This is a genomic window from Carboxylicivirga linearis (assembly GCF_018271995.1).
GTDB lineage: Bacteria > Bacteroidota > Bacteroidia > Bacteroidales > Marinilabiliaceae > Carboxylicivirga > Carboxylicivirga linearis.
In genome coordinates this window covers 374,243-396,816 of sequence record NZ_JAGUCO010000003.1, presented here as the reverse complement: position 1 = coordinate 396,816, position 22,574 = coordinate 374,243, and the positions used below count along the sequence as shown (strand labels likewise).

Sequence of the window (22,574 nt, the reverse complement as noted above, 5' to 3'; positions counted from 1 at the left end):
GAGAAAACACGCGCAAGTAAAGTGCAAACAAAGGGATACGAAAATTCGATTGCTACACCTATTGCTTTTCACCCGAAAGCCTGGTTTTTTTTTGTATTTGGCAGGTCTTCTGACTTTCCTGATTTTTCAACCCCTTCCCAACCGCCTGGCAGCAGTCAGTGGCTTTTGTTGAAAAAATACATCCCGCAAAAGCGAGACAGGATTACAGCTACGGGGATAGTTCTTGAATTTCACAAGATTCCCTTTTAATCTGTTAAGAACCCAATACGAATACAAAGAAATGAATAGTGATTTTAAATGTCTACCAACTCAAAAAATAGTTATTAAATAGATATTAACAACAAAAAATGCATTTAGTGTCAATTAGAAAACCATAAAAGACGTATCGACACATGACTTTCATAATTAAATCAATTCTTAAAAAGTAGAGTACATAACCACAATATATACAAGGGTAAAACTCAAATTTATTAAGAAAAGAAATAATGCACTTGTATCATAAGGAATCAAATTACAATCCTATAAAATTATTGGAACCATCATTATCAGCTCTAAATCGTGAAATATCAATTTCAACAGGTATTTTTTACTTAATCTGTAACAAAGCCCTAAATTTCTGTCTCAATAATACCGTAAATGTTACTTTTTATTTATACCCCCTATTTTTTAGGGTGCATTTTTCTATTATTGCTATTTCCGTTTCAACACCCCTGTATTTTTTACTGTTTTTGTATTTTTTAACACTTTTTTATTTGCACAGTTTAAAATAACCCCCATCTTTGTAATGGATTTTTTCATAAAACTTGGATTTAGTTAGCTGATTTAAGGGTAAGGACAGATAAACGTATCTGTCCTGCTTTTTTTAAAATCAGAAATAACAAATTAAGCTTTACAATAAGTTAGCCGGTTGTTAACACACACATAACATGGCTTCAAAAAAATCCCACTAAAATTGCATTGGATTTTTTCATATAACTTGGATTTAGTTAGCTGATTTAAGGGTAAGGACAGGTAAACGTATCTGTCCTCTTTTTTTGCCTAAAAATTGGCACAAAAAAAAAAGGCAGCACAGCTACCTCCCATAAATTTTAGATTCTCCTTATCCTATTTATTCAGCAAGTCCTCCAACACTATTAGCACCCCATTCTCATCATTTGTTGCCGTTTCATATTTTGCTATTTTTTTAATTTTATCATGCGCATTACCCATCGCATAGCTATAACCGGCAGCTTCTATCATTTCATAATCATTTAAATAATCACCAAAAACCATCGTTTCCGACTCAGAAATATTCAATCGATTTTGCAAAAATTTAATCGCCTCTCCTTTATTCACACCTTTAGGCATAATATCTAACCATATCGAACTTGATGTACTAATATGAAATTCATCAGCAAAACACTGAACCGCTTCCAGGGTTGTTGATTCAAGATTTATAAAATCATTTACCGCCAGCTTCAGAATATCATCTTCCACATTCAACAAATCATCCACCCTTTTACACCTGTGATAATACAGACGCGCCTCTCTCAGGAATTTTTCATCATCTGACTCAACATACGCCCCTTCTTTACCACAAAGTACAATCTCAGCGCCTTCAATCGACCTTATGTATTTAATTAATTTCTCAACATTAGCTGTTTTCATAGGCTTTAACAAATGAACATCTTCTCCCATTTTAATAAAACCACCATTCTCAGCAATAAAACTCATTTCGTGATTAAAATGCGCGAACTCCTCCTCTAAAGTATAAAACTGCCTTCCACTGGCAACTACAAATTTAATCCCTTGCTTATTCAACTGTTCATACACACCTTCAAATCCTTCCGGTAATTTCTTATCGGAATTTAAAAGTGTTCCATCCATATCTGTAGCTATTAACTTTACCATATTTATATATTAAATAAAATTATATTCTCTCTTAATTCATTTTAAGAGAAACCCCGACTAATTGATTGGCCGGGGTTTTCTTTTGATATTTTAATCAACTTTAAACTCAAACTCCACATCCGTAGGCGGCAAACACGTTTCATCATCACAACACATAAACGTAACATACCCTTTTATTGTTGAAGGCTTCTGAGTCACCCGAACATTCTGACTAAAAACAGCTTTCTTTTTAAAAAATGGCACTTCCATATTAAAAACATCATCATGCTTCACCGTTGGTTTCTGAACCTCTGTAGCACTTTTCAATGGTCGATAACCATCTCCTTTCTCAAAAGTTATTTCTGTTGAAACAGGACCTCCTTCAGGCACATTTAATCCATACAACTTCCATCCCTCCTCTACAGTTGCATATGCAATCACTTGCACTTCATATTGATTTACTTCTTTTAATTCAAATTTCCATTTTACCGGCTCTTTCATTTGAGCTTTAATTGACACAAGAGATACAGCAAGTAAAACTACAATTGCAAAAACATTCTTCTTCATAACTATTAATTATTTATTAATCGAGCATAGTTCAACACAAATATAAAGCATTTTAAAACGTTTCATTCAACTACAAGTAACGTACCAATAATAAAAACGTTAAGCACTTGTTAAAATTAACCCAAAAGCAAAAACAATCGCATAAAACACAAATATTAAGCAAATTGCTTTTTGTATTTTAGCCTACAGACATTTGATAAACTAAATACTATGAAAAATTTGACATTTATCGTGGCCATATCTCTAGCCATATTTAATTCCTGCACCTCAACTCCAAAACAGTCAAACCAACAGCAAGAAATTATACTGGTTGATCATCTAATCGAGAAGGCTGATGATAATATTGACAGCCTGATAACAATTAAGGGGCATGTCACACACACGTGCAAACACTCAGGCAAAAGAGCCTTTTTAGTTGGTGATAATGAAGATTTCACTGTAAGAGTCGAAGCAGGTGGTGAAATTACGGGATTTGATCAAAATTTAATTGGCAGTACACTTGTTGTTTCCGGAACATTAAAAGAAAGACGTTTAACCAAAGAATATATCGATCAATGGGAAGACGAACTTAAAGACAAAGCCGAAGAAGACGGATCAGCTGAATCATGCGCCACAGAAATGAACAATATTAAAGATATGCGCACCTGGATGAAAAACCACAACAAAGACCACTACTCGATTTATTATGTTGAAGGAATGAATTATGAAGTGGTCGAATAAAGAGATTAGAAAATGGTTACGAATTCTGCATCGGGACTTAGGTTATTTAATGGTTGGCCTTTCCATCATATATGGAGTTTCAGGTTATATTCTAAACCACATTAACGGAGCCGATCCAGCTTTCAAGAAAGAAGATAAGAGTATTACAATAAAAAAAGACTTAACTCAAAAAGAATTGCTATCCGAATGGAATCAATTAGAAAATAACCCAAAAGCAAAAAAAGTCCTCAGAATTAATGAGGACCATTATCGGTTGATGCTTGACGGAGGGGTAGGTATATACGAAGTCCATTCCGGCACAATCGACTATCAACTATATTCTAAAAAACCCATCATTTATTTTTTTAATAAACTGCATTACAACAAGGTAAAATACTGGACATGGATCAGTGATATTTTTGCTTTTACTCTAGTATTCTTTGCACTCTCGGGACTTTTTCTGGTAAAAGGCACCAAAGGAATTAAAGGAAGAGGCAAATGGTATTTAATTGCCGGTATTGTTATCCCACTATTATTTCTATTATGGATGTAAAAAAAATGGGTAGCCATTTGAAGCTACCCATTATATTTTTACCTTACTTTTTTTCTTACTCTTCTTTTTTATCACCGACAGGAATTACCAAAGCTCCACCTTCATTAATAGCTGCCGTCACCTGAGAATGTATAAATGCATCTAATTGATAAAACTGTACCGCAATACTAGTACTCATTTTCTTTTTTAAGATCTTATAATATTTCCATCTCACCTTTTTTCTTTGCTTATCAATTTTTTCAGCTTCGTTTATAAGTCTATCAGCATCATCTTCACTCAATTTACCTTTTCCTTTAACGATCTCTTGCAATATAGCAACACGTCTATTCCCAACGGGTAGCAACTCTTCTTCATACAAATCATAAATCTCCCAAAACATATTAGCTTCTGACGATTTCAGCTTTATATTTTGCGCAAAAAACACTTTTACTTCCGATTTTAAAATCGACCTCATCAAATTTGCCTCCTGTTCACTCACCTGAGCACTCAATGACACAACAGCCACCCAAGCAGCAAGTACTGTTAAATAAATTTTTTTCATAGATTAATTACGTTAATGTAAGCATTGATAAAAATAGAAAACCTTCTTATGTTTGCTATATTATAATTCGCAAGTTAAAACTTAACCACTAAAAATTTACTTAAATGAAGACTAAATTTCAATTTGTATTAATTGCAGCCCTTGCCCTGATAATACCTTCTTGTTATCCTGGAGGAGCTGAATATGTTGACGAATTAGACACCTCCATTTCACAATATTCACCCGACTACAATTGGAGTAATTTAAGCGGACTATCCTACACTATGCCTGACGAAATCAGACACATTAAGGACGGTGAAGATATTGATGATCCCGATAATACCTACGATACAGAAATCATCAGTCAGATAAATAGCGAAATGCAAAGCCTAGGCATGACCTTAGTAGATGGCTCTGATGAAGATGCAATTGACATTGTTTTGGCTATTACCATGATAGAACAGAACAACAGCGGCTCAACCTGGGTTCCAGGTGGCGGATGGTGGGGCGGATGGTATCCCGGATGGGGCCCCGGATGGGGATGGGGATACTACCCATGGTACCCGGTTTACTATAATTTTAAAACCGGTTCGGTATTAATACATATGGGCGACTTTAAAAACCGCACTGAAGATGGTGACAAAGAAATTGTTCCTCCAATTTACGAAGGAGCTATTGATGGTTTACTTCAAGGAAGTACAGACTACATTGGAGAACGCATTGAAAGAGGTATTGATGAATTATTCAACCAAGCACCATTTAACTAACATTAACCCACCAAATAGATTGTACAATGAAAAATTTAAAATATCTTTTTACACTTTCGTTTATTGCCCTATCAATAGCAATGAACGCCCAAAGTAAATCAAATCTGCATTACAGCATCGGAATTCCAATGGGCGATACCAAAGACTTCATCAGCAAAGCAAGTTGGAGAGGAGCTTTATTTGAATACGAACGCTTAATACAGCCCAATATTGGTGTTGGCTTACAATTTGGATGGAACACTTTTTATGAAGAAATGCCACGAGACACCTACCCTTTGGAGAACGGAGCTATTACCAGCAAACAATATCGCTACATCAACTCAATTCCGATTCAACTTACCGGAAAATATTATTTTACTGATGACAATAGCCCATTCAGACCTTTTATTGGAGTAGGAACCGGCACTTACTATCTGGAGCAAAGAAACGACAACGGATTATTCTCATCTAAAGAAAAAGGTTGGGTCTTTGCTGTTACTCCTAAAGCAGGAATACTTATTCCTTTAAATTACAGCACTAGCATCTCATGTAGTTTTGATTATAATATGACATTTGAATCTTCAAATGTACCACAACAAAATTGGCTTGGAATAAATATTGGTTTTAGTTGGGATTATTAGTTTTCAGCTAAACAACAAAAAACGGAGCCAATGAATTTTGAGCTCCGTTTTTTATTCCTATAAAAAGAGGTAGCTAACCGAAGGAAAGCCACCTCTACACACAGGAATTGTTGGGAGGAAAAATCTCTCGTAACAATGCCAAAGGTCTCCTTTTTGAGTAGCATGCCCGTTACGGGTTTGTTATTTCTATTTTAAATTAAGATTACCCTCTGTTAATTCAACATGAAGTGAAAAACACACTACATCATCAACTACAGCAGCTACGAACACTTAAAGTTGTCATATTGTCATATATAAGTAATTAATTCAAGCCATATTGTCATTGTTTAAGTAATAAATAAGACATTTTTACCTGAATTTCTTATTGGCATTTTTATTGAAATAACTAAGTCAAACAATAGAAATTAAATAATTTAAAAATAGGAGATTTAGTTATGAGACTAGTAAGAAAATACAACGGACAACTACCAGAAACAAACGATTGGTTTAACCACTTTTTAGGAAGGGACTTTTTTGTTGAACCAGATCAGTACTTCGAGAATAAAAAAAGTCAACCTAAAGTTAACATTAAAGAAACTGAAGATACTTATCAGATTGACTTAGCAGCTCCTGGTTATACTAAAGAGGAATTTAATGTTGAGATTGACAATAATGTTTTAACCATTTCTGTTGAAAGAAATGAGGAGACAAAAGACGAAAACGTTAAGTATTCGCACAACGAATATAATTACGGATCATTTAACAGATCTTTTACTCTTCCTAAAGGGAAAGTTCAGGAAGCAAAAGTTGAAGCCCAATACACAAATGGGATTTTAAATATTTCCATCCCGAAAACCGAAGAAGCAAAGCCAAAACCAAAACGAATTTTAGAAATCCAATAATTTGTATTTAGTTGACAAAAGAAAAGCCGCGGAACAATTACGCGGCTTTTCTTGTATTTAAAATATCCTTCGTCTTTTCTTTCTGTATTTACCACCACTACTTCTGGGATTGGCAGTTTCGCTACATGGCACGGACGGACGCTTTCCGCCCATGCGCATATTCCCTTTTTGATTAAATTCCAAAATTAAGGAAAGCTCATGAGCTCCTTGAGTTGCCCACCCCAAATTAGAAATGGTAATATCATAACTATAACCAACTCGAAACATTCCAAAATCATACCCCAGTAAAGCTACAATAGCATCCTGATTTATAGCAGCACTCTTCACATCATTAAACAATGGCAGCCCTCTATACCAAAAACCCAACTCAAGAGGGCCATTATACCAATACAAACCTACATCAGCCTGATTTTGATTGGCCTGATTCTGATATCTGAAAGACATCGAAAAGGCCCTATTCATAGCCCTGTTCCTGCGTTTTTCTGTCCAAATATTATATCCTCCAAACAACACATACTTCAGATCCACCTCTGCCTGCTCATTCATAAAAGAATAATTAGGCTTAGCCAAATGATCTACCGTAAGTCCTATCCAGTATTTTGAACTGTAAACAAAAACAGAAGCAGCTAAATCAATATATTGGACCTGATCATTTGATAGGCGATCCCATCCTCCAGAACCACCACCTTGACCTGGCGGTTGGTCAGGAAAAACAATCTTACTAAAATCAACAGATTTATTACCGTAAGTAAACTGAATAGCCGGAACTACCTGCCAATCGCTAGACACTAACAAGTTATAAGAATACTGAAAGGCTGCCTGAGTGGTCGTTAACCCCGCACTACCGGCTTTATCCTGAATAAGATAAACACCAATACCACTATTAAACTGTGAAAAGAAATTATCAAAAGAAACAGCTGCTGTTGAAAACGCTTCATTAATAGCAGGCCACTGATTCCTGTAGTTTAATACCATCCTTCCTCCATCTGTAGCTCCAGCCAAAGATGGACTTAAATACAATGGGTTAGCATAGAACTGGGAAAAGTGAAAATCCTGCCCTTTTGCTCCAAGAAAATGAAAGAGACCAACTAATATATATATACTTACTCTTTTTCTCATTATCTAAACAAGGTTACATCTCCAGTATGGGTTTCCAAGGTGCCGTTTGAATATTTACAAACAACTTTCCAGATATATACACCCGATGCACAAAGCTTGCCTCGGTAATATCCGTCCCAACCAATATTCACATCTTTACTCTCAAAAATCAACTCACCCCAACGGGTAAAAATCTTTAAATTATATTCTACTATTCCCTCCTGAACAAATGGATAAAATACATAGTTATCAGGGTCGCCCGGTGTGTATTGACCTCCATTAGGTCCATTAGGATTTGGTGTAAATGCATTAGGAAAATCAATTTCTCCAGCAGCCTCTGCCACTACAGCGCTTCTAATAATCCGTTCATTCATACAACCTTTATCATTTTCAACCTGTAAACTCACATCATAGGTACCAGGCTCCTGATATAAATATTGTACAGAATGCTCAGTAGAAGTATTTCCATCACCAAAATCCCATAGATAAGATATAGCTCCTTCTGACTTATTTATGAAAGAAACAGTCTCTGGAAGTTTCACTTTAATAGGTCTCACTTCAAAATCAGCATACGGAACTTCAAATACTGTCACAACAACATCATCCGACTCCACTATTCCTCCTGCTCCCTCAGCAGTCAGCTTCACGGTATAATTACCGGTTGAATAATACGTATGAACAGGTTCTCTCTCCGTTGATATATTTCCATCTCCAAAATCCCACAAGAAATTAGTGGCATCAACGCTATTATTATAAAATTGAACTCTTAACGGAGGACACCCTATAGTATCAGGACCATAATCAATAGAAGGAAGCATAGGCAATATTTCAACAGCCTTCATGGCAGAATCTGCACAATGTTCGCCTTCTGCAATCAGTTTAATTTCAAAATCACCTGATTCACCATAAGTATATGTTGACGGATTTTGTCCTTCATAACGATCTCCATTGCCCCATAACCAGGTATAATCCCATCCCGAATGAGGAGTGGTATTTTCAAGATTAACAGTTGAGTTAGGCATCTGCTGACTTATTGGATCAACATTAAATGACGGAGTTGGAGTTTTATATACTACTACATTTGTATAAGCCGTATCGGTACAACCAAATGATGACTCAGCAACCATTGAAACATCAAATACCACATCGTCTAAAGATGAGTTCTGAAACAAATTATTACCTGTAAATGAAGTAGAGGAATTACCATCTCCATAATTCCAATAGAACCTATTAGCCCCTTCTGAATTATTAATAAAACTCTCTTCAAATGGCGAACACCCAGCTCCTCCATCACTTATTGAAGCAGATACAGTAGGAAATACCTGAATAATGGTTTCAGAGGAATCCTTACACTCGTAGCTATTCCCAACAACTAAACGGGCAGTATAATTTGCCATAGCATATTCATCATTTTCATAAACATGCATTATGGTCGAACTTCCTGCTTCATCCTGTAAAGTTCCGTCACCAAAATACCATTTACTATATTCAGCTCCAATTGATGAATTACTAAATTGTACTATTAACGGAGAACAACCGGAAGTTGGAGTTGCATTAAACACACTGGAAGGACTTGGATTAACTGTTACCTGAGTATAAGCAGTATCTTTACATCCAAATGATGAAGTAGCAACCATAGCCACATCAAACATTTGCTGCTCATTACTCTCATTAATAAATTCATTTATTCCATTATAACCTGCAGCAATATTTCCATCACCAAAATCCCAACTAAAAGAAACTGCCCCCTGCGATTCGTTCAAAAGGGTTTCAACATATGGAGAACAACCAACTCCTCCATCTGATATGGCAGCGATAACTTTTGGAAAGGCTCTGACAACTGAGCTTGTAGAATCTTTACATCCATATGAATTTTCAACCACCAACTTAGCTGTAAATGTTTTCAGATCTAAATCTTCATTGATATATGTATGCGATACCGATCCGGCCCCCTGCTCCTCAAGGGAAGAGTCATCACCAAAATACCAATAACTGGTTTCTGCCCCGGTTGACTCATTAGTAAAATCAACTATTAAAGGAGCACAACCTTCGGTTGGATTATAACTATACATTGCAGATGGACTAGGGTTAACCGTTATTACTGCCTGCGCAGTATCCAAACAACCAAATACCGATGATGTATATAAATTAACTTCATACTCAACACTTGATGAAGTTGTATTTTCAAAAACATGAGATATAGAACTGATACCCGAAACCTTTGTTCCATCACCAAAATCCCAATCATATGAATAAGCTCCAATATCACCCACCAGATCAACCTTCATAGGGTGACATCCTTCTTGCGGCTCTGCAGTAAAATCATAACCGACCAATGGATAAACTGTAATATAGGCACTTGATGTATCAGCACATCCATAGGAGTTATTAACTGCCAGTTTAACTTCGTATGATTCCACAAAGGTTTCTGAATTAACAAATGTATGCGTTACATTCTCATCCGATTCAACAGGAGATTCGTCTCCAAATGTCCATTCATAGCTTGTAGCCCCAATTGATTCATTAATAAATTCTACTGGTAAAGGACTACAACCTGGTGTTGGGTCATTACTAAACTGTGAAATTGTATTAGGATTGACCGTTACCGAATACTCAACCGAATCGCGGCAACCATAACTATTATAGGCTAAAAGTTTTACACTATAATCTGAAGGTACTTGTAATGGATTAGAAAAGGTGTGTGAAGGATCTACTTGATTGGATCCAAATCCGTCACCAAAATCCCACATGTAATAATCAGCATTTGTTGACTGATTCTCAAAATCAATATCAAAAGGACTACAACCAACATTATCAAACGGAGCCACATCTGCTGTTACCAACGGATAAAAATCTATTGTAACGGTATCTCCCCCCTCACAAACATCATTCATTTCTATCCATGCAAACCTATATTGTCCTGCAAGATCCACAGACACCGTTGTTGCCTCACTTAAAACATCACCAAATGCAGAAGTTCCCGGTCCACTTACCTGCTGCCATTCTCCCACACCAATATCAGCTGTTACACTTAAAAAATGATTCAATCCACAAGTATCAGCATCTTCCATTACCACAGGTTGCGGTATTTGAATAAAACTGATAACTACCTCATCAGTATCGATACATCCATTATTATCTTCAGTCCATAAAAATGTATAATCTCCATAAGTATCTACTACCACTAATGAATTAGGATCAACATCACTTGAAATAGAAGCATTTCCCGGCCCGGAAGAAAGAGTCCATGTTCCCGATCCTGAAGTCGGTACTGCCTCCAGATAATATCGTAATCCACATGCTTTGCTGTCAGGACCAGCATTAGCAACAGGCGTTTCATACACAACAACTGTTATACTATCTGCATCTTCACAACCCTGACTATCCAATACATAATATTCGAATTTAAATATCCCGGTTTCATTGGCTGTAAAAACAGGATCTTGAACATCAGTAGCAGAAAGTAAGTCTATTCTGTCTCCACTCCAGCGGTGCTGAACAAAAACTCCTGATCCTCCCACTGGATTAGCCTGCAATGTTTGATCTTCTCCGGTACATAATTCAATGTAATCATTTGTAAAACTAATATCTACCGAATCAACCACCACCAATATGGTATCAACATCAAAACAGGAGTTATCATCCGTAACCCTGTATAACAATTCATAGTTTCCTTCTGTAATTGTTGTAAAAATCGGATCTTGAATACCTGTATCACTTAATGGTGCGGTATCTCCTGTCCAAAGGTGTGTATAGGGAGTAGCTCCCCCTGTAGGATTACCGTTTAAATGTAATTGTGTACCTGGACATAAGTAAGCAGGCGAACCAGTGGTAATATTTGCATTTGGTGCAGCAATTACTTCAATCACAGTCTGACCTGTTGCGCTACACCCATTGCCATCTTCAATATAATAATCGATTGTATGCGATCCGGTTCCCGCAACAGAAGGATCAAATTCTCCTGAATTGGGATCAACAATACCTGGTCCGGACCAAACACCTCCCGGAGTTACTGCTGATAATGTTGTTGGATCTTCATTTTCGCAAAAAGGACCCGCCGGATTTACTGTTCCATCAGGAATATCAACAATTAATGCAATAGCCGTTGTAATTACCGGCGGATGATCTCCATTAATTGGATCCGCAGGCGTACCTGGAATATTAGGATCATCATATGGATTACACTGATTCCAGTTACGAAGTGTTATTTCAAAGTAATCGCCAACATCATAATTATCCGGAATATATATTTCTTCAGACGTATTAAGAGGTGGTACGGGACCAAAAATAGGCTCTGTAGTAACATTAATACTTCCAGTCATCGGATATGTCTCCAAAACTCCGGCAACCAAAGCTGTTGTTATATTAGTACCTCCAGTACCATATATCCACTGAACCCACCTTTTACGCTGATTTATAAAATCATTTTCATCTGGGGGCGTACAATTCCAATGGCTATTATCAAGAAAAGTAACAGTACCATCGTTACCAACACAGATAGGAAACACTAATGGATCGATCATCATCTCCCCTCCATTATATTCATCCGTATCCCAAACTGTTACATTCTGAACCTGAATACTACTCGTACATTCAACTCCATTTACAACCAGCGTAACACTTGGCTTATAATTACATTTATCACCACCAATTGGGTACACATGAGAATAGGTAAGAGTCCATTCATTTCCTGTAGTATTATTAGCTGGTATAATTTCTTCAGCACTTCCATCATCCCATCTAAAAATAAACTCAACACTGGTGCCAGCATTATACACACCATCATAAGTAACTGTCCAATCAACAGTTACTGGAGCACATAACTTATCGGGTATGATAGCATTTGCTTTTGTTGTAATATTACAATCCTGTCCATTCCCATTTACAAACAGGAACAGCAGGTAGAATAATATTAAAAGAGCTCTTTTTTTACCGTCCATAAAGCCTTTCTAATATTAGTAACGCACTTAATTAGGCAAACGTTAAACACACCTTTGTATTGCTTAAGGATGAACTTATCGTTAACCGTGATTTTTGTCAGGTTTCGTGTTTTTCTTTAAAACGCTGAGTTAAATCATTTTTTAAAATCGGTTTCCTTGCAAATTTTACACAAGTTAACCAAGCATACCCAACCGAAGAAATTTCTTAGGCGGAGAGTATTGTCTGTACTACGGCATATACTGTATTATAGTTCCGTTTAAAAGTAATTTTTTCATAATATCAACAAATACATCAAGCTATGATTAATAAATTAATTGCACAAACGCTACCTTATTTCCCTAAGAAATTTGTGTGGATATTTTCGAAGAAATACATCGCTGGTGAAACTATAGAAGAAGCTATACTGGCTTCAAAACAGCTAAACGACAAGAATATAACAGTTACAATTGATCTACTTGGTGAATTTATTAAAAACATAGATGAGGCAAGAGAGAATAAGAATGATTACCTTAAAATAATAGAGCACTTTGAGAAAAATAATATTAAAGGAAATTATTCATTAAAGCCTACCAGCTTTGGCCTATTAATAGATAAAGATATATGTTTCAAATACATACTTGAGATAGTTGCAAAAGCTGCTGAACATAACAATTTTGTTAGGGTTGATATGGAGGATTCCTCCTGTGTTGATCTGGAAATAGAATTATACAGAAAACTTAAAGCTGAATATCCTAAAAATGTTGGCTTAGTAGTTCAGGCATATCTAAAACGTACGCCTTCTGATTTAGAAAAACTAATGGACCTGCATAGTGATGAGTTTCCTCTAAACTATAGATTATGTAAAGGTATTTATGTAGAACCCAAAGAAATTGCCTTCAAAGATCCGGCAAAGGTTAATGAGATGTATTTGAAAAATTTAGAATACTTATTAACCAATAAAGTATTTGTAGGCATTGCCACTCATGACAAAAAGCTTATTGAAGGAGCTTATGAAATCATTAACAAACACAATATTCCTAAAGAACAATTTGAATTTCAGATGCTTTATGGAGTAACTCCTGACTTAAGAAAATCTATTATTGACAAAGCGTATAGCATGAGGGTTTATGTACCTTACGGAAAAGAATGGTTTGGCTATAGTACCCGTCGTTTAAAGGAGAATCCTAAAATGGCAAGCCACATCATTAAGTCGTTATTTGTTCGAGGTTAGCACCTAAATATTTAAACCAAGAGGAGGCTATTCGATTTAATTCGAGTAGCCTTTTTCATTAGAATATTACTTTAACACTTATTTCTTGCACATGGACTATTAGTAATAAATAATCCAAACAGCCCTCCTACAATTACATGATTGATTACTTCATTCAATTCCATTCCCGAAATTGTTTGTGCATCCGTAAAATAATAGACCAACAGTCCAACAACAGATCCTCCCACAGTGTACAAAATAGTTTTCTGAACATGCTTTGACTGTAACATTCTTTTAATCCAGGAACCTTGAGGCTTTATATCTAATTTTTTAAACTCCATATATCTACATATTTAGATTTTACGATACAAACATAGATATTAAATATGAAATAGAGAAATTGATATCCCTAAACATCATAGAAAAAAATTACATATTGATTGTTAAACTCTTAAGAATCGAATAATAATTCCAGAATGACTAATCTTCTATTTACCTCCCTTAAACACAGGCAGCTTTTTATAAAGAAATGTTTGAAAAAGTCCCCGGCCAAGCATAAAACTATTCATGGCAATCCATAATGCATGATTTCCTAAACTTGACCTCAAAGAAAAGAAAAGTATAAAAAAGACCAATGCAGCCATTAACATCGTATTGCGCATTAATCGTGAAGCAGTTACCCCAATGTAAATTCCATCCCATATGTAGGAAGAAAAACCTGTTAACGGAAGAATTATCAACCACGGCAAGTATCTAAAGGCTACCTCTATTACATTATCCTGATTGGTAAAAAGGAGTAAAATAAACTTCCCGCCTAGGGCAAAAACAACTACAAATACCAAAGCAAATCCAGCGCCCCAATAAAACAGGTTCTTGACCACTTTTTTAAGTTGAAGATGATTTTTGCTCCCGGTAAATTTACCCACTAAAGCTTCGGCAGCGTAGGCAAATCCATCCAGAAAGTATGAGAAGAGAAATAAAAATTGTAGTAGCGCACTGTTTGCTGCCAATATCAAATCACCTGTGCCGGCAGATTTAGAGGTAAAAAAAGTAAAAACAATTATCACACATAGTGTACGCAGAAATATATCACCACTAACATTCATAAAGGCCATAAGGCCCGAACGTTTTATAATTTCTTTAAATCTAAAGTATGATAAAATATATTTATACTTCTTCAGGAATAGAATAGCAGAAAGAATGATGCCTACATACTGCGAAACAACAGATCCAAGTGCAACCCCTTCCACTTTCATGCCAAGCCCTTTTACAAAAATAAAGGAAGAAACAATATTAACCACATTTATGCTAATAGAGATAATCATTGGATAAAGAGCATTTTGCATACCCAAAAACCAACCATTAATAACCATTAAAGCAATTGCTGCCGGTGCAGCCCATATTCGAACATAAAAGTAATTAGCAGCAAGCAATTTAACTTCTTCACTTCCTTCTAATATTATTAAACTCAAATGAATTACTCCTTTTTGAATTAGCAATAACACAATACCTGCAGTTAAAGCTAAAAACACACCACGAAACAGAAGCATTGCCATCTCCGACTTATCTCCCCTTCCATAAGCCTGAGCTGCCATACCACTTAAACTCATTCTTAGAAAGGCAAATCCCCAATACACGAAATTAAATATTACACCCCCCAATGCTACAGCACCCATAAATGACGCGCTATCCTGATATCCCATTAGATGCATATCTACCATCCCCAAGAGCGGAACTGTTAGGTTGGTTAAAATATTTGGTAAGGCTAAACGTAAAATATCGCGATTCATGCTGTATTTTATAAATGAGCTGCGAAGATAATCATACAAACATGAATAAAAAAAACACTGCTATACACCTGTTTAAATGTAGCTTTTCAAAAAAATCAAATTTTTTATTGAACATTTTAGGATGTTTTTCTCTTTATTATTTGGACTGGATCTAATTAAATAATATTTTTGGATTCGTAAGTCTTTTAATTGATTTGATAACCTATAAAATACAAAAGACATGGCATTTGAATTACCAAAATTAGATTATGCATACGACGCTTTAGAACCACATATCGATGCTCGCACGATGGAAATACATCACACTAAGCATCACGCAGCTTACACAAGTAAATTAAATGATGCGGTAGAAGGCACCGATTTAGCCGGTAAAAGCATTGAAGATATTTTAGCAAACATTTCAAGCCTTTCAACAGCAGTGCGCAACAATGGAGGTGGATTTTACAACCACAACCTGTTTTGGAAAGTGATGTCACCTAATGGCGGCGGCCAGCCAACAGGTGAATTGGCAGCAGCAATTGATAAAGCTTTTGGTTCTTTCGATAAGTTCAAGGAGCAATTTAATGCAGCAGCAGCCACACGTTTCGGATCAGGTTGGGCTTGGTTGGTTAAACAATCTAACGGTGAGTTGGTTGTATCTTCAACACCCAATCAGGATAATCCATTAATGGACATCGCTGATGTTAAAGGAACACCTATTTTAGGTTTAGATGTTTGGGAACATGCATATTACTTAAATTATCAAAATAGACGTCCCGATTATATTGGAGCATTCTGGAATGTGATTAATTGGGACGAGGTAGCAACACGTTTTAAAGTTTAGTTTGTTCATTTTGTCTGGGAAAAAGGGAAGCTCAAACGAGAGTTTCCCTTTTTATTTTGCTTTTTTTTGATGGATTCAAAACACTATTTATTTATTTTTGTTTAAACCTCAGACAAGAATTATAAAACAAACTAATTATGACTTTTGAATTACCAAAATTACCTTATGCATTAGATGCATTAGAACCTGTTATTTCTAAAACTACTTTAGAATTCCATTACGGAAAGCACCACCAGGCATACGTTAATAACTTAAACAACCTTATTAAAGGTACTGAGTTTGAAGATGCCGATTTGGAGACGATTGTAAAAAAATCGGATGGTGGTATTTTTAATAATGGCGCTCAGGTTTGGAATCACACTTTCTATTTTACCTCATTCTCGCCTAATGGAGGAGGAACTCCTAAAGGTAAATTAGCGGAAGCTATTGATTCCACTTTTGGATCATTTGAGAAATTTAAAGAAGAATTCTCGCAGGCAGCAGCCACCTTATTTGGTTCAGGATGGGCCTGGTTGGTAAAAAAAGCCGATGGAAGCCTGGCTATTGTTAAGGAAAGCAATGCTGGCAACCCAATGACACAAGGCGACACTCCAATTTTAACATGCGACGTTTGGGAGCATGCTTATTATTTGGATAAACAAAATGCTCGTCCTAAGTACATTGAAGATTTTTGGAAGATTATTGATTGGGATGTAGTATCGGAAAGATTCTAATCACTTCAAAAATTAAGAAATTTAAAAGAGACTTGATTGCATTTTTTGTATATTAAGTCTCTTTTTTAATATCCATATATCAACTAATTAAATACCAGTTTATGCTTAAAGAACTTATTTTAAAAAATCGTAGCTATCGGCGTTTTTATCAAGACAAAATGATAGAGAAAGAAACATTAATAGAGTTGATTGACTTGGCTCGACTTTCGCCTTCAGCACGCAATGCACAGCCTTTAAAATATTTTATTTCAAACGATGAGGCTACTAATGCAAAAGTATTTCCTCATCTATCGTGGGCTGGTTATTTAAAAGAATGGAATGGTCCTGAAAAAGGCGAACAACCATCGGCCTATATCATTATTTTGAATGATACTGAGATTTCATCGAACTACTTTTGCGACGACGGAATTGCATCGCAAAGCATTTTATTAGGAGCTGTGGAAAAAGACCTTGGCGGATGTATAATTGGCTCAGTCAATCGACTTCAATTACAGAGAGAATTAGGCATTAATGATCAGTATAAAATTGTTCATGTAATTGCTCTTGGATTTCCTAAAGAAGAAGTTGGATTGGAGGAAATGAAAGACAATAACCATATTTATTGGCGTGATGTGAATGAAAAACACCATGTGCCTAAACGTAAAATTGATGAAATCATAATCAGTTAATATCAATCCGGCTGATTCAGCCGGATTTCTTTTTTGAGTAGGCCAACCAAACGAAAGCTGCATTGTTATTAATATATACCAAACAAAAATAAAATCATGAGAAAAATTTTATTATTCATATGCATTCTATTTATTTCTATAGGTAGCCATGCCCAAAGAAGAAACATTGATTCATTACGAATTTCAGGTGTTGTATTTGAACAAGATAGTTTAAACACGCTTCCTTTCTCAAGGTTTAACGTTCATTCAGGCATTTATTCATCTGATGAAAAAGGGCAATTTTCTTTTTGGGCCGAAAAAGGTGAAATCATAAAATTTACCCACATTGGTTTTAAAGATACATACATACAAATTGACGATTCATTGGAACTGGACAATTATATGTTAGGTGTATTTTTAACTCGCGACACATTCGAAATAAGTGAGGTAATTGTTATTCCCCGTTACGAGAATCTGGCCGCACGGGCACGTAATATGCCATTAATAATAACGCCTGATCAGGCATATGCCAATAACAACATTAAGGCATCAACCAATCAAGCACTTACCCAAACTCCTTTGCGAATGGATAGTGAAATGAATCAGGATATGGTGTTGCGCGAACAAAGATGGGGTACTGTATATAAAACACAAATTCCTCCAGACAGAACCATTGGTATTTCTTCAGATAATTTAAGTTCAATGAGTTTATTTGTAACACCAAACAAGCAAAAAATTAAAACCACCATTGCTCAACCATTAAACCGACATGAACTTGACCTTATTCTTAGAGTTTATGAGGAAAAAGTAAAATCAATGTTAGAAAACAACAAAACAGAATAAAATAAGCATAGTTTTCTGAAGAAAAGTGCATTTTTGCAGTTTGGAAGATAAATGCTCAAATAAGAGAATATGGAATTTACTTTAAACGGAAATAAAGGATATTCTAAAGTGGAAACCTATGATGATGAAACCACTGATGGATTATCTTCAAAGTATAAAAGCATTTTAGAATTACTAGGTGAGGATCCGAAACGAGAAGGTTTGGAAAAAACACCATTACGCGTGGCCAAGGCAATGCAATTTTTAACGCAAGGCTACAATATGAATCCGGAAGAAATTGTGCGCTCAGCCATGTTTCGCGAGGATTATCAACAAATGGTAGTGGTAAAAGACATTGAAATATATTCGATGTGCGAACATCATATGCTTCCGTTTTTTGGGAAAGCTCATGTTGCCTATATTCCTCGTCATCATATTACCGGACTAAGTAAATTAGCCCGTGTTGCGGAAGCTTTTGCCCGAAGACTGCAAGTTCAGGAACGACTAACCACACAGATAAAAGATTGTATTCAGAATACACTTAATCCGTTAGGTGTAGCGGTGGTAATTGAAGCACAACATATGTGTATGCAAATGCGTGGTGTACAAAAGCAACATTCTATCACAACAACATCTGATTTTACAGGAGCATTTCAAAAAAATCAGGCTACACGAGAAGAATTTTTCAATATTATTAATAACAAATAAAAAAAGAGCCATTAGCAGATGCTAGTGGCTCTTTTTTTATCTTTTAAATTGAACCGAATCAGTTGTATAGCTATATGCCTGAAAAAAACCCAACGCTCCATTGCTCACATTTCCTTTTACATTTGAAGGAGGACCGCTAAATAATGGAGCCTTAAAGCTCACTTCTTCATCAACGGCAACCAGGTAATCGTAAAACTCCTCTGTAATTCCATTCATATTTAGTTTTACCCAATCACCCTCTTTTAATTCCAGTTCCATATCTTCTTCATCAATGGTTTGAACCCAAACACCGGCCGCATAATTCCCATCAAAAAAACGATCATCCACAAAGCCTAATTCCGAATATCGGTTAGTAAGTGAACTATCATTTAATGCGATAGAAAAGCTGTAAAAATCATCTGTCTCCACCGGATCTTGCGCATACAACAACACTTTCCATAAATCCCAGGTATCCTCATACTCCAAACGAACCGAATCGATAGGTGCTACCGAATTTAAAACGGACTCTGCCTCATAAATTTCAAAGACACCATCATTATCAATATCCACATTTTCGATGGTTAGATGATACGATTTCCCTACCCTACCATAATAGTCATTGGGTGTTAAATAATATCCGGGATACCTATCACTTTCTGATAATTCAATTTTTTGCACATCATCTTCAATAGTAACCAAAGCATTAGAAATAGCTTGAGGCTCTTTATTACTGTAATAATCGGCAGATACAGTTAACCGAACAAAATGAACCATGGTATCAGTTGAAACAGAACCATCTACTACTAATCGAGGTTCGGTATTGTTAAGCTTTAATGTTATATCTTCAGTACAAGCATTAAGTAGTAGTAGAATCATTAAACTACCAGCTATTACATATTTTTTATTTTGATTTTTCATGGCTAGAATTTAAAGTTATAGGTTACAGATGGGATAAATGAAAACAAATAAGTCATTTGAGCTTTAGTAATGGTAGGATTATCATCATCGCGCACAAAATTAATAGCCCAGGCATTTTTGCGTCCATAAGCATTATATACCGAGAATACCCACTCGCCATGCCACTTTCTGTTAGGTTTATCTTTTCCACTTAATATCAATGATAAATCCAGGCGATGATAATCTGGCATTCGCTCCGCATTTCTTTCGGAATACAACGGAATTATATCCCCTCCTACTTCGTACCTACCCACAGGGAACGTAACCGGAGCTCCCGTATAGAAAACCCAATTAGCAGATACACTTGTCCGATTAGATAATTTTCTATTGAGTACGATACTGCAATCATGGGTATGATCATATGGAGATAAGTATGGTTTACCTCCATTTATCTCAGACACCGTTCGCTCAACCCTCGACAAGGTATAACTGATCCATCCATTCCATTTGGGACGGTTAAACCGAAGCATCATTTCCACACCATAAGCTTCTGCTTCACCAAAACGCAATTCACCTTCCAAATATTCATTTAACAATAATTCGGGATGATCCTTAAAATCGATGGTATTATACATCTTTTTATAAAATCCTTCGATGGATGTTTCGATGGTATTGTCATTAAAATTACGGAATAAACCTAAAGCAAACTGATCTGCTTTTTGAGGTTTTACATTGGGGGAAGATGGAAACCAAACATCTAACGGAGTACCCGAAGTTGAATTGGATGCCAAATGTAGATACTGAAAGGTTCTGTTATAGGAAGCTTTAATTGAGGTTGTTGGATTGATAATGAAATTTGCTCCTAATCTTGGTTCTATTCCATGATACGTATTGTATACCTCGCCGGTTCCGTATCGTTCGCTGTTGGTAAATTCATAATTATCGTTGTAATAATACTGAGTACCGGCCCCCACATTCTGAAATAAGGACCATCGCAAACCATATTTTAATACTAACCAATCTGATATTTTTTGGGTATTCTGCGCGTACAAAGCATGTTCGAATGATCGGTTCTCTGGTACTTTTATTTCGTTATACAATGAATTTTCGCCTGTTCCTCTGGCTAGTCCGGGTAGTATTTCTCTAAATATTGTCTGCGCTCCAAATTCAACTGTGTTATTGGGGTTGATGTAATAATCGAAATCCAGTTTGGCACTTAAATCGTATAAATTTGATTCCCATTCAAACGAATCGGCACCTCCTTCAACAGTGCCTAATGCATAATCATATTGCGAACCAATAAGAGTGAAATTGGAAAACAGTTTGGGCGAAAAGATATGATTCCATCTAAAAGTAACCGTTTTATTCCCAAAATCCATTTTTGAGAAATCGTTTTTAAAAACATCCCGCCCAAAATATCCACTTAAGTAAATGCGGTTATTTTCATTTATGGTATGGTTAACCTTGGCATTGAAATCGTAAAAGTACAACTTATTATCCCGCACCGATTCATCGGAAGCAAAAGGTAAGAATAAATCAACATAGGTTCTTCGGCCACTAACAACAAAAGATGTTTTCTCATTGGCGATTGGTCCCTCCAGTGTTAATCGAGACGAGATAGTTCCAATCCCTCCTGTCCCCGAGAACTTCTTTGAATTACCATCTTTCATGCGTATATCCAGCAAAGATGAAAGACGACCACCATTACTTGCAGGTATATCTCCTTTATACAATTTTACATCTTTGATGGCATCGTTGTTAAATACAGAGAAAAAACCCATTAAATGACCTGCATTGTATACACTTGCTTCGTCTAATAAAATAAGATTCTGATCGGGGTTTCCACCTCTTACACTAAAACCACTCGAGCCTTCACTTGTGGGAGACACACCCGGCAGCAATTGAATTACTTTCACCAAATCGGTCTCTCCCATCAATACAGGTACATTTTTAATGGTTTTTCCCTTCAGTTTCTCTACTCCCATTTGAGGATCTCTTACATTGGCATCTTTACGCTCAGAAGTAACAACAATTTCATCAATTGATTCTGATGAAGGTTTCAATTCAACATTTATTACTTGATTCTCCGACAATTCAACTTTGGTTTCATAAGCATCATAGCCCAAATAGGCAAAAACCAGATGATATGAACCTGCTGGTAGCGAGATAGAATAAAATCCATATAGATTAGAAATATTACCACTTTTTGTTTCCTCTACATAAACTGTAGCTCCAATAAGGGCTTCGCCGCTTGTAGCATCTTTAATAGAACCACTAATGGTAATCAGATCCTTTGAAACAGGATCTTCTTCAGCTCTTGCTTGCCCATATGCAGCAAGCACTAAAATAAATAGAAAGAGTAAGGTACGTTTTAACATTATTAAGTAATTAGGTTTAATGTGCATCTTTTGTAACAAAGTCACACAAATAAAAGGAAGGTTGCATTAACAAATGGGGGAAAAGCAAAATAATAACATTTAGACAATACATG

At 35.9% G+C, this 22,574-nt stretch carries 20 protein-coding genes and 1 riboswitch; of the genes, 11 read left to right on the top strand and 9 right to left on the bottom strand.

Going from position 1 to position 22,574, the window contains the following annotated elements:
• Window positions 1-82: 82 nt before the first annotated feature.
• Window positions 83-280: riboswitch (cobalamin riboswitch) on the bottom strand.
• Between the two features lie 824 nt (window positions 281-1,104).
• Window positions 1,105-1,890 carry a Cof-type HAD-IIB family hydrolase gene (locus KEM10_RS07135; protein WP_212215291.1) on the bottom strand — a complete coding sequence of 262 codons (786 nt, stop codon included), beginning with the start codon at window positions 1,888-1,890 and terminating at the stop codon, window positions 1,105-1,107.
• 90 nt (window positions 1,891-1,980) lie between these two features.
• Entirely contained in the window at window positions 1,981-2,436 is a 456-nt protein-coding gene (locus KEM10_RS07130; RefSeq protein WP_212215290.1) for a protein-disulfide reductase DsbD domain-containing protein, read from the bottom strand.
• A gap of 210 nt (window positions 2,437-2,646) precedes the next feature.
• Between KEM10_RS07130 and KEM10_RS07125 the strand changes: the two genes are divergently transcribed.
• Entirely contained in the window at window positions 2,647-3,156 is a 510-nt protein-coding gene (locus tag KEM10_RS07125) for a hypothetical protein (protein ID WP_212215289.1), read from the top strand.
• Window positions 3,140-3,688 (top strand): PepSY-associated TM helix domain-containing protein, encoded by a 549-nt coding sequence (locus KEM10_RS07120; RefSeq protein WP_212215288.1) that lies wholly within the window; start codon window positions 3,140-3,142, stop codon window positions 3,686-3,688. Before KEM10_RS07125 ends, KEM10_RS07120 begins: the two co-directional genes overlap by 17 nt.
• Before the next feature lie 55 nt (window positions 3,689-3,743).
• Here the strand turns inward: KEM10_RS07120 and KEM10_RS07115 are convergent, their stop codons facing one another.
• Window positions 3,744-4,229, bottom strand: a complete 486-nt coding sequence (locus tag KEM10_RS07115) for a hypothetical protein (RefSeq protein WP_212215287.1) — start codon at window positions 4,227-4,229, stop codon at window positions 3,744-3,746.
• A 104-nt stretch (window positions 4,230-4,333) separates the two neighbouring features.
• On the opposite strand from KEM10_RS07115, the gene KEM10_RS07110 reads away from it, so the two are divergent.
• The 3 genes from KEM10_RS07110 to KEM10_RS07100 all read left to right on the top strand — a co-directional run bounded on the left by KEM10_RS07110 (window position 4,334) and on the right by KEM10_RS07100 (window position 6,476).
• The gene (locus KEM10_RS07110; protein WP_212215286.1) at window positions 4,334-4,975 is read left to right on the top strand and encodes a DUF4136 domain-containing protein; all 642 of its coding nucleotides are present in this window, start codon (window positions 4,334-4,336) and stop codon (window positions 4,973-4,975) included.
• A 26-nt stretch (window positions 4,976-5,001) separates the two neighbouring features.
• Complete coding sequence (locus KEM10_RS07105) at window positions 5,002-5,595, top strand: outer membrane beta-barrel protein (RefSeq protein ID WP_212215285.1); 594 nt, start codon at window positions 5,002-5,004, stop codon at window positions 5,593-5,595.
• A gap of 434 nt (window positions 5,596-6,029) precedes the next feature.
• Window positions 6,030-6,476: an Hsp20/alpha crystallin family protein gene (locus KEM10_RS07100; RefSeq protein ID WP_212215284.1), complete on the top strand. Its 447-nt coding sequence runs from the start codon at window positions 6,030-6,032 to the stop codon at window positions 6,474-6,476.
• Window positions 6,477-6,533: 57 nt separating this feature from the next.
• Here the strand turns inward: KEM10_RS07100 and KEM10_RS07095 are convergent, their stop codons facing one another.
• Window positions 6,534-7,595, bottom strand: coding sequence for a PorP/SprF family type IX secretion system membrane protein (locus KEM10_RS07095; protein ID WP_212215283.1), 1,062 nt, complete (start codon window positions 7,593-7,595; stop codon window positions 6,534-6,536).
• On the bottom strand, window positions 7,595-12,514 hold the full coding sequence (locus KEM10_RS07090; protein ID WP_212215282.1) for a PKD domain-containing protein: 4,920 nt from the start codon (window positions 12,512-12,514) through the stop codon (window positions 7,595-7,597). The genes KEM10_RS07095 and KEM10_RS07090 overlap by 1 nt, the downstream gene beginning before the upstream one ends.
• A gap of 299 nt (window positions 12,515-12,813) precedes the next feature.
• Here KEM10_RS07090 and KEM10_RS07085 point away from each other — a divergent pair, with 299 nt between their 5' ends.
• Complete coding sequence (locus KEM10_RS07085; protein ID WP_212215281.1) at window positions 12,814-13,725, top strand: proline dehydrogenase family protein; 912 nt, start codon at window positions 12,814-12,816, stop codon at window positions 13,723-13,725.
• A 71-nt stretch (window positions 13,726-13,796) separates the two neighbouring features.
• Here KEM10_RS07085 and KEM10_RS07080 read toward each other — a convergent pair whose 3' ends face one another.
• Window positions 13,797-14,045 (bottom strand): hypothetical protein, encoded by a 249-nt coding sequence (locus KEM10_RS07080; protein ID WP_212215280.1) that lies wholly within the window; start codon window positions 14,043-14,045, stop codon window positions 13,797-13,799.
• Window positions 14,046-14,192: 147 nt separating this feature from the next.
• Window positions 14,193-15,494: an MATE family efflux transporter gene (locus KEM10_RS07075; protein WP_212215279.1), complete on the bottom strand. Its 1,302-nt coding sequence runs from the start codon at window positions 15,492-15,494 to the stop codon at window positions 14,193-14,195.
• Window positions 15,495-15,714: 220 nt separating this feature from the next.
• Here KEM10_RS07075 and KEM10_RS07070 point away from each other — a divergent pair, with 220 nt between their 5' ends.
• The 5 genes from KEM10_RS07070 to folE all read left to right on the top strand — a co-directional run bounded on the left by KEM10_RS07070 (window position 15,715) and on the right by folE (window position 19,207).
• A complete protein-coding gene (locus tag KEM10_RS07070) occupies window positions 15,715-16,317 on the top strand; it encodes a superoxide dismutase (protein ID WP_212215278.1) in 603 nt (200 codons plus the stop codon).
• Between the two features lie 137 nt (window positions 16,318-16,454).
• A complete protein-coding gene (locus KEM10_RS07065) occupies window positions 16,455-17,030 on the top strand; it encodes a superoxide dismutase (RefSeq protein WP_212215277.1) in 576 nt (191 codons plus the stop codon).
• A gap of 101 nt (window positions 17,031-17,131) precedes the next feature.
• Window positions 17,132-17,698 (top strand): nitroreductase family protein, encoded by a 567-nt coding sequence (locus tag KEM10_RS07060; protein ID WP_212215276.1) that lies wholly within the window; start codon window positions 17,132-17,134, stop codon window positions 17,696-17,698.
• Between the two features lie 96 nt (window positions 17,699-17,794).
• Complete coding sequence (locus KEM10_RS07055; RefSeq protein ID WP_212215275.1) at window positions 17,795-18,520, top strand: peptidase associated/transthyretin-like domain-containing protein; 726 nt, start codon at window positions 17,795-17,797, stop codon at window positions 18,518-18,520.
• A 69-nt stretch (window positions 18,521-18,589) separates the two neighbouring features.
• Window positions 18,590-19,207: a GTP cyclohydrolase I FolE gene (gene folE / locus KEM10_RS07050; protein WP_212215274.1), complete on the top strand. Its 618-nt coding sequence runs from the start codon at window positions 18,590-18,592 to the stop codon at window positions 19,205-19,207.
• 36 nt (window positions 19,208-19,243) lie between these two features.
• Here the strand turns inward: folE and KEM10_RS07045 are convergent, their stop codons facing one another.
• Both KEM10_RS07045 and KEM10_RS07040 read right to left on the bottom strand, forming a co-directional pair.
• Window positions 19,244-20,104: a DUF4249 domain-containing protein gene (locus KEM10_RS07045; RefSeq protein ID WP_212215273.1), complete on the bottom strand. Its 861-nt coding sequence runs from the start codon at window positions 20,102-20,104 to the stop codon at window positions 19,244-19,246.
• Window positions 20,105-20,106: 2 nt separating this feature from the next.
• A complete protein-coding gene (locus tag KEM10_RS07040; RefSeq protein ID WP_212215272.1) occupies window positions 20,107-22,461 on the bottom strand; it encodes a TonB-dependent receptor in 2,355 nt (784 codons plus the stop codon).
• Window positions 22,462-22,574 lie beyond the last annotated feature (113 nt).

Coding starts and splice junctions, on each gene's coding strand:
- KEM10_RS07055 (WP_212215275.1), top strand. CDS start 17,795: ATGAGAAAAATTTTATTATTCATATGCATTCTATTTATTTCTATAGGT.
- KEM10_RS07040 (WP_212215272.1), bottom strand. CDS start 22,461: ATGTTAAAACGTACCTTACTCTTTCTATTTATTTTAGTGCTTGCTGCA.
- KEM10_RS07105 (WP_212215285.1), top strand. CDS start 5,002: ATGAAAAATTTAAAATATCTTTTTACACTTTCGTTTATTGCCCTATCA.
- KEM10_RS07045 (WP_212215273.1), bottom strand. CDS start 20,104: ATGAAAAATCAAAATAAAAAATATGTAATAGCTGGTAGTTTAATGATT.
- KEM10_RS07125 (WP_212215289.1), top strand. CDS start 2,647: ATGAAAAATTTGACATTTATCGTGGCCATATCTCTAGCCATATTTAAT.
- KEM10_RS07120 (WP_212215288.1), top strand. CDS start 3,140: ATGAAGTGGTCGAATAAAGAGATTAGAAAATGGTTACGAATTCTGCAT.
- KEM10_RS07100 (WP_212215284.1), top strand. CDS start 6,030: ATGAGACTAGTAAGAAAATACAACGGACAACTACCAGAAACAAACGAT.
- KEM10_RS07095 (WP_212215283.1), bottom strand. CDS start 7,595: ATGAGAAAAAGAGTAAGTATATATATATTAGTTGGTCTCTTTCATTTT.
- KEM10_RS07080 (WP_212215280.1), bottom strand. CDS start 14,045: ATGGAGTTTAAAAAATTAGATATAAAGCCTCAAGGTTCCTGGATTAAA.
- KEM10_RS07085 (WP_212215281.1), top strand. CDS start 12,814: ATGATTAATAAATTAATTGCACAAACGCTACCTTATTTCCCTAAGAAA.
- KEM10_RS07070 (WP_212215278.1), top strand. CDS start 15,715: ATGGCATTTGAATTACCAAAATTAGATTATGCATACGACGCTTTAGAA.
- folE (WP_212215274.1), top strand. CDS start 18,590: ATGGAATTTACTTTAAACGGAAATAAAGGATATTCTAAAGTGGAAACC.
- KEM10_RS07110 (WP_212215286.1), top strand. CDS start 4,334: ATGAAGACTAAATTTCAATTTGTATTAATTGCAGCCCTTGCCCTGATA.
- KEM10_RS07075 (WP_212215279.1), bottom strand. CDS start 15,494: ATGAATCGCGATATTTTACGTTTAGCCTTACCAAATATTTTAACCAAC.
- KEM10_RS07090 (WP_212215282.1), bottom strand. CDS start 12,514: ATGGACGGTAAAAAAAGAGCTCTTTTAATATTATTCTACCTGCTGTTC.
- KEM10_RS07060 (WP_212215276.1), top strand. CDS start 17,132: ATGCTTAAAGAACTTATTTTAAAAAATCGTAGCTATCGGCGTTTTTAT.
- KEM10_RS07065 (WP_212215277.1), top strand. CDS start 16,455: ATGACTTTTGAATTACCAAAATTACCTTATGCATTAGATGCATTAGAA.
- KEM10_RS07115 (WP_212215287.1), bottom strand. CDS start 4,229: ATGAAAAAAATTTATTTAACAGTACTTGCTGCTTGGGTGGCTGTTGTG.
- KEM10_RS07135 (WP_212215291.1), bottom strand. CDS start 1,890: ATGGTAAAGTTAATAGCTACAGATATGGATGGAACACTTTTAAATTCC.
- KEM10_RS07130 (WP_212215290.1), bottom strand. CDS start 2,436: ATGAAGAAGAATGTTTTTGCAATTGTAGTTTTACTTGCTGTATCTCTT.